The 7,291-nt window shown below is 67.9% G+C and carries 6 protein-coding genes; 3 read left to right on the forward strand and 3 right to left on the reverse strand.

Annotation, left to right across the window (positions count from 1 at the left end; all coding sequences use genetic code 11):
• Positions 1-14: 14 nt before the first annotated feature.
• Positions 15-2,393 carry a phosphoketolase gene (locus ACKAE7_RS07995; protein WP_408978881.1) on the forward strand — a complete coding sequence of 793 codons (2,379 nt, stop codon included), beginning with the start codon at positions 15-17 and terminating at the stop codon, positions 2,391-2,393.
• Positions 2,394-2,467: 74 nt separating this feature from the next.
• Here ACKAE7_RS07995 and ACKAE7_RS08000 read toward each other — a convergent pair whose 3' ends face one another.
• Complete coding sequence (locus ACKAE7_RS08000; RefSeq protein ID WP_408978882.1) at positions 2,468-3,220, reverse strand: DUF429 domain-containing protein; 753 nt, start codon at positions 3,218-3,220, stop codon at positions 2,468-2,470.
• A gap of 145 nt (positions 3,221-3,365) precedes the next feature.
• On the opposite strand from ACKAE7_RS08000, the gene ACKAE7_RS08005 reads away from it, so the two are divergent.
• Complete coding sequence (locus ACKAE7_RS08005) at positions 3,366-4,214, forward strand: alpha/beta fold hydrolase (RefSeq protein ID WP_408978883.1); 849 nt, start codon at positions 3,366-3,368, stop codon at positions 4,212-4,214.
• Here the strand turns inward: ACKAE7_RS08005 and ACKAE7_RS08010 are convergent.
• The gene (locus ACKAE7_RS08010; RefSeq protein WP_408978884.1) at positions 4,136-5,557 is read right to left on the reverse strand and encodes a carboxylesterase family protein; all 1,422 of its coding nucleotides are present in this window, start codon (positions 5,555-5,557) and stop codon (positions 4,136-4,138) included. The genes ACKAE7_RS08005 and ACKAE7_RS08010 overlap by 79 nt on opposite strands.
• 218 nt (positions 5,558-5,775) lie before the next feature.
• Entirely contained in the window at positions 5,776-6,264 is a 489-nt protein-coding gene (locus ACKAE7_RS08015) for an inorganic diphosphatase (RefSeq protein ID WP_104185712.1), read from the reverse strand.
• A gap of 153 nt (positions 6,265-6,417) precedes the next feature.
• Between ACKAE7_RS08015 and ACKAE7_RS08020 the strand changes: the two genes are divergently transcribed.
• Positions 6,418-7,291 (forward strand): D-alanyl-D-alanine carboxypeptidase (locus ACKAE7_RS08020; RefSeq protein WP_408978885.1); only part of this gene is annotated, 874 nt, incomplete at its 3' end.

A 7,291-nucleotide genomic window follows, 5' to 3' on the forward strand; every position in this document is an offset into this window, starting at 1 on the left:
ACGTGAGGACGGTTATGACCAGCAGCATGGGGCACGACGAACTTGAGCTTGTGGACCGCTGGTGGCGCGCCGCCAACTACCTGTCCGTCGGGCAGATCTATCTCCGCTCCAACCCGCTGCTGCGCGAACCGCTGAAAGCCGAGCACACGAAGTCCCGGCTGCTTGGCCACTGGGGCACCACCCCCGGCCTGAATTTCGTCTATGCCCACCTGAACCGCGTCATCCGCCGCGACTCCGCCGAGATGCTCTTCGTGGCAGGTCCCGGCCATGGCGGCCCCGCCGTCGTCGCAAACGCCTGGCTGGAAGGCACCTACTCCGAGATCTATGGGCACGTGGGCAACGACGCCGACGGCATGGCCGAGCTCTTCCGGCAGTTTTCCTACCCGGGCGGCATCCCCAGCCACGCCGCCCCCGAGACCCCCGGCTCCATCAGCGAAGGTGGTGAACTCGGGTACTCCCTGGCCCACGCCTACGGATCGGTGCTGGACAATCCCCAGCTGGTCACCGCCGTCGTCATTGGCGACGGGGAAGCCGAAACCGGCCCGCTCGCCGCCAGCTGGCACTCCCACAACTTCCTGGACCCTGCCGCGGACGGTGCCGCGCTGCCCATCCTGCACCTGAACGGCTACAAGATCGCCAACCCCACCATCTTGGCGCGCATGCCCGAAGGGCAGCTGGAACAGCTCCTGCGCGGGTACGGCCATGAGCCGTATTTCGTCACGGTGAAGGACTCGGACAACACCGAACAGGCGCACAGGGACTTCGCCGAAGCGCTGGACCGCAGCCTTGCCGGCATCCGCGCCATCCAGGAGTCCCGCCGTGCGCCGGAGGCCGGAACGGACGAGCTGGACGGTGCCCCGCGCTGGCCCATGATCGTCCTGCGCTCGCCGAAGGGGTGGACGGGACCCCGCGTGGTGGACGGGCTGCAGGTGGAGGGGACGTGGCGGAGCCACCAGGTTCCGCTCTCTGAGGTCCGCACCAACGGGGAGCATCTGAAGCAGCTGGAAGAGTGGCTGCAGTCCTATGGGCCTGCGGAATTGTTCGACGGCGACGGCCGGCTCCGGCCCGACGTCGCCGTGGCCGCCCCCACCGGCTCCTTGAGGATGAGCGCCACGCCGCATGCCAACGGCGGCCTGCTCCGCAAGGCGCTGAAGCTGCCCGCGTACCGGGACCACGCCGTCGAGGTCCCGGAGCCCGGGACGGACCGCGTCAGCCCGATGATCACACTCGGCTCGTGGATGCGGGACGTCATCTCGCTGAACATGGAAAATTTCCGGCTCTTTGGCCCGGACGAGACCGCGTCCAACCGCCTGCAGAACGTCTACGAGGTCACCGACAAGGTGTGGCAGTACCGGATTGACGACGTCGACGAGAACCTCGCGCGGTCCGGCAGGGTGATGGAGGTGCTCAGTGAACACCTGTGCCAGGGCTGGCTGGAGGGCTACCTCCTGACCGGCCGGCACGGCGTCTTCAGCTGCTACGAGGCCTTCATCCACATTGTCGACTCCATGTTCAACCAGCACGCCAAGTGGCTGAAGGTGCACCGGCAGCTGCCGTGGCGTCAGCCGGTGCCCTCGCTGAACTACCTGCTGTCCTCCCACGTCTGGCAGCAGGACCATAACGGGTTCTCGCACCAGGACCCCGGATTCATTGACCACGCCGTGAACAAGAAGGCGGAGGTCATCCGGGTCTACCTCCCGGCCGACGCCAACACCCTGCTGTGCGTCATGGCCCACTGCCTGTCCTCCACGGACTACGTGAACATCGTGGTCAGCGGCAAGCAGCCCTCGCCCACATGGCTGGGCCCGGCCGACGCCGCCAACCACTGCCGCAGGGGGCTGGGCATCTGGGACTTCGCGGGGTCCGAGGTGCCCGGCGAGGAGCCCGACGTCGTGATGGCCTGCGCGGGCGACGTCCCCACCGTGGAGACCGTAGCCGCGGCGGAACTGCTGAAAGAGGGCGCGCCCGGGCTGAAAGTCCGGGTGGTGAACGTGGTGGACCTGATGCGGCTCCAGGACGAGAGCGAGCACCCCCACGGGCTTCCGGCGCGGGACTTCGACGGGATCTTCACAGCGGACAAGCCCATCATTTTCGCCTACCACGGCTATCCCGCGCTCATCCACCGGCTTGCCTACCGCCGCAACAACCAGGACGGGCTGCACGTGCGGGGCTACAAGGAAGAAGGAACCACCACCACGCCGTTCGACATGGCGATGCTGAACGGTATTGACCGGTTCCAGCTGGCCATCGACGCCATCGACCGCGTGCCCGGGCTGGCCGAGCGGCATTCATCCCTCCGCCAGAGCCTCCAGGACCGGCGGATGCGGGCGCGCGAACACACCCGCACGCACGGTGAGGACCCGGAGGAGATCCGGAACTGGACCCTCGGCTAGCCCCCCTTGGAGTTTTTGTCCAGATATGCAGGGTTCCGCAGTGGCAAAGCCTGCATATCTGGACAAAAACTCCTCTAGTCGACCAGTCCGTCGAGGCCGCAGGACGGCAGATGGATCCAGCCCTCGGTGCGGGCGGCTGCGGCGTGCGCGTCGTCAGGACCGGCCGTCAGCCCGAGGGCAACGGCCCGGGCCGTGAGCGAGGCGATGACGGCGTCGAACATGTCGTCCGAGGCGGCCAACCGGTCCCCGTAGCCGTCCAGGTCCAGCCAGGGAGCCTGCTCCTTCAGGATGCCGAGGAGCGCGGCAAGCCGTTCCGCCTCGGAGCTGCCGCGTCCCTTGTAGCCCCGGGCGTTCAGGCCCCAGATTTTCAGCGACGCGGCCGGATAGACCTCCGCAAGGCGTCCGGAACCGTCCCTGAGCTGCGGCCCATGGAGCGCTGCGATCTTTGCCTGGATCACGGCGCACCGCATGGCGGGATGCGCCAGCCTGTCAGCGGAAACACTGAGCGGAATCAGACCCGTCCGGCCCGTGACGAAGCGGTCCGTGTCCCGGTAGGCCAGCAGCCGCCGTCCCTCTATCCCGTCGTGCTCCAGCACGGGTCCGGCGTCGAAGGCCAGGTGCCCGGCCAGGAATGGAATGAGGGCGTCCGGCCAGCCAACCGGGCAGTCCACGCCGGTCATGTCGCTGGCGCCGAAGAGGGAAACGATCTCCTGGTCCTGCACGTCCAGGCCGAGGTGCACCAGCCGGGCTGATCCGCGGCTCCACTCGATGACGGCCACGGCCGTCTTTTTGGCAGCCGCGGCCAGGTCCACTCCGAGCGTCTTCACGTGACCAGACTCTACCGCCGGCCGCCCTGGCCTGTACCGGCGTGCGCCAGCCGGTACTGGACAGCGGATGACGCCCCGCCTGGGTTCTGCAAGGCTGGGGCGTGGTGGGCCACCCCGGCTGACCAGGCCCGAAAGGAATATCCCCATGCCCTGGCTCGATCTTCTCGGCAACGACATCCACTACACGGACTCCGGCCGCGGCCGGCCGGTGGTGCTGCTGCATGGCCATGCCTCGGCGGCGGCGTGCTGGGAACCGATCATCCAGGACCTCGAACGGGACTTCCGGGTCCTGGCATACGACACCTACGATCATGGCTGGTCATCGAACTCTCCGCGGCAGGGACCCCTGGTTGACCGGGAGGCGGAGCTGGAGCACTTCATAGGCTCCCTGGGCCTGGAAGACCCGGTCATTGTGGGGCAGTCCATGGGCGGCATGACCACGCTGCGCTGGGCCGTCCGCCACCCCGGCAGCGCGGCTGCCCTGGTGGTCTGCGGGATGGGATGGCCGCTGGTGGTGCCGCCGCCGGGACAGGAAGGCCAGCCGGAAAAGTTCGAGGTCTTCAGCTCCCTCGACCAGGACGAGCGGATCTGGCTTGGCGTGGGAAACTCCTTCACGGAGCAGTGGATCGCGGACAACCCGAAGGACTTTGCCCGCTATCTCAGGGTCCGTTCAACCGCCACCGCCATTGAAGCGGCCAGGTACCCGCGGAGCCTCGAACAAAGCCAGGGCGAGTTTCTCAGCGCTGACCCACGGGACGTCGAAGCCTTCCAGCAGGGACTGGAATCAGTAACCAGCCCGCTGGTGGTGCTGATCGGAGAGGAAGAAAGGCCACGCATCCGCCGCGGGGCAGAGCACGTTGCCGCCACGGTGCCCGGCGCCCGTCTCCTGGTTGTCGGGGATGCCGGCCATAATGCCTACTTCCAGCGCCAGGACATCCTGGTGGACGCTGTGCGCAGCACGGTTTCCACCACCCGGGGACGCCGGCGGGGCTGATGAGGCCGCTCCGAGGTGTAATCCAGGGCGCCCGGGATGCCGCCCTTTTCGCCAAGGCTGTCACCGCGCGCAAAACGTGACCACAGTGTCCGGAGTTCCCGCCCCACGGCGTCCACGTCCTCCCAGCCGGCACCGGCAACCAGTCCTGCTCCCTCCCACGTGTTCCGGTTTCCGAAGAGCAGCGGCAAATCGATGGTGTGCGCGGCGCCGAGGACGTTCCCCGGGGCATGCCAGTGCAGAACGTAACGGTGTGCGCTGCCGCCGGCCTGGACATGACGGCGTGCGAACTTACGGGCTGCCCGGCCATAAACGGTCTCCGTGACCACCCAGTTGATGGCCCGGAGGAGGGTGGGGCCGGCGACGGGAACACTGTCCAGGCGGCTGAGGTAGGGGCTGCGGGGGAGGAACAGCCTGGCTTCCTCCGAGGTGTGGCCGATCAGGATCTCGACGCCGGGCGCGGAGCGGTTCCAGGCGGCCTCGATCCCGGTTTCCTCCGGCAGCGGCGCGTGCCCATACTGCGTTCCGAACGGCATCGCAGCCAGCATCCCGAACTTCCGGGCCACCTGCGCCACATGGTCCTCCCGCTCCACCACCTCCATGGCGGGAGTCTCTTCGGTCACAGCCTCGGCCGCGATCCCCATGGCATGGTTCATTTTTGCCCGGCCCCGGGAGATGCCCAAAGGGGCGCTCTGGATTATGGCGCGCTGGAACAGTGCCGGCGCGTCGGGGGTCGCCATTAAGTGGGCGATCGCGTCCCCACCTGCGGACTGGCCGAAAGCAGTCACCCGGCCGGGATCGCCGCCAAATGCGGAGATGTTGCGCTGCACCCAGCGGAAAGCCTCGAGCTGGTCCAGCAGGCCCAGGTTGGCAGGCCGGCCCGAGCGGGTTGCCAGGAAGCCGAACAGCCCCAGCCGGTAGGTCACCGAGACCACCACCACGCGGTTCTCGGCCACCAGCACCGCAGGATCGAAGATGGCGAGGTCACCGGAGCCGGTGGTGTAGGAACCGCCATGGATCCACACCAGCACGGGCAGCCGCGCGCTTTCCGGGCTGGACAGGTCAATGTCCGCGGGCATGGTGATGGACAGGTTCTGGCAGTCCTCGCTCCCTGGAAGTTCGCCGTACCTGGTACCCAGGATGACGTCCAGGAAGGGCACGGGCCCTTGCGGGCAGGCAGGGGCGGGCGAGGTTGCGGCGTACGGCGCGGTCCAGTCAGGGGCCGGAGCCGGTGGCTGGAAACGTCCGGCGGTGGCGTACGGAATCCCGGTGGCGCGGAGGACGTCGCGGTCCCGCCAGCCTGTGACGGGACCGCAGGGGGGACTAAACAGGGGCTCGGAACTCACAGGGCAACGATTCCACAAGTTCCTGGGAGTTTTTGTCCACTTATGCAGGCTTTAACGGCGGTGAAGCCTGCATAAGTGGACAAAAACTCCAGGAATGACGACGGCGGGTGGTGCGGTTCCTGAAGAACCGCACCACCCGCCGTCGCGCGTTAGCCCGTGGGTGGGCCCACGCCGGCAGGGTTCCCTGACCGAGCGAAGCGAGGTAAGGGAGACACGCCCTAGTGGCCCGTGGGGACGTAGCGCTTGATGGAGGCTTCCAGTTCGGCCTCGGCGGCGGCGCGGTCGCCCCAGCCCTCGGCCTTGACCCACTTGCCCGGCTCCAGGTCCTTGTAGCGGGTGAAGAAGTGCTCGATTTCCTTGATCAGGAAGTCGCTGACGTCGGTGACTTCCTGGATGTGGTCAAAGCGGGCATCCACGGGGACGCAGAGGATCTTGGCATCTCCGCCGCCGTCGTCGGTCATGTTGAAAACGCCGATGGGGCGGGATTCAACGATGACGCCGGGGTGCAGGTCGAAGTCCTGGAGGAGCACCAGCGCGTCCAACGGGTCGCCGTCTTCGCCGAGGGTGTTCTCGAAGTATCCGTAGTGCGTGGGGTACTGCATGGAGGTGAAGAGGACGCGGTCCAGGCGGACGCGGCCGGTCTCGTGGTCGACTTCGTACTTGACGCGCGATCCCTTGGGGATCTCGATGGTCACGTCATGCTTCATGGAATGCTCCTCGGCAAGTCAGGGGGTTCGCGGCACTTCTGACGGGCAACAAAAAGGACTGTCAGTGCCGCCGACTATTATCGAGGATATAGCGAGAGGCCCTGGAATCAGGAACTTGTGGGGAAATTTCAGGACTTGAGGACCGGCGCGGGCATGACCAAAACAAGCAGTACGGATCAGTGGCTTGGCCGTGCCCGGCAGGCGGTGCGGGGCGGCGCCGGTGGCGTGCGGAGGTCCTGGCAGTTGGTCTTGCTCTCGGCGCTTCTGGTGGCCCTCGCCGTCCCGGCCGCACTGCTGGTGGCGCCGGGCTTCCTCGGTCCCGAACCACCAGCCCCCGCTCCGCCTGCGCCCGCCTGGCAGCAGGTTCCAACAGCACTTTCACCCGTGCCGGGGCTCGCACCGCCGGACGGCTCCGCTCCCGTCCCGCTCCCGTCCGCCGTCAGTGCCCAGCTGGAACCGCTGCTGACGGCCGACGGCGGCGGAACTTTCACCGCCGTGGTGCAGGATGCGCTCACCGGCCAGGTCCTGTTTGACCGCGGCGGTTCGGAAGGCCGGGTGCCGGCGTCCAACATGAAGCTGCTGGCGGCCGTCGCCGCCCTGCGGGTCCTGGGCCCGGAGCACACGTTCGCCACCCGAATTGTCGCCGGGCCGGCGCCCGGCCAGGTGGTGCTGGTTGGCGCCGGCGACGTCCTTCTTGGACCCGGAGGGTCCGCCCCGGAGCGGGTGATGGGCCACGCAGGCCTGGGAACGCTGGCGGACCAGGCCGTGGAGGCCCTGCAAAAGGGCGGTGCCACAGGGGAGATCAAGGTCCTGGTGGACGATTCCCTCTTCTCGGGCCCCGCCCTGAACCCGGCGTGGGGGCCAGGGGACGTGGCCGCCGGTGAAGTCGCTCCCGTATACCCCCTGGCATTGAACTCCGCCCGCTATGATCCCGCCGTCACCACCGGCCCCCGCCCGCAGGACGCGGCAATGACGGCGGCGGAGGAATTCGCCGCCCGGCTGCGCACGGCAGGCGCCGCCGCGGGAC

Origin of the sequence: Pseudarthrobacter sp. NKDBFgelt (genome assembly GCF_046097905.1) — a bacterium.
In the GTDB taxonomy this organism is placed as follows: Bacteria; Actinomycetota; Actinomycetes; order Actinomycetales; family Micrococcaceae; genus Arthrobacter; species Arthrobacter polychromogenes.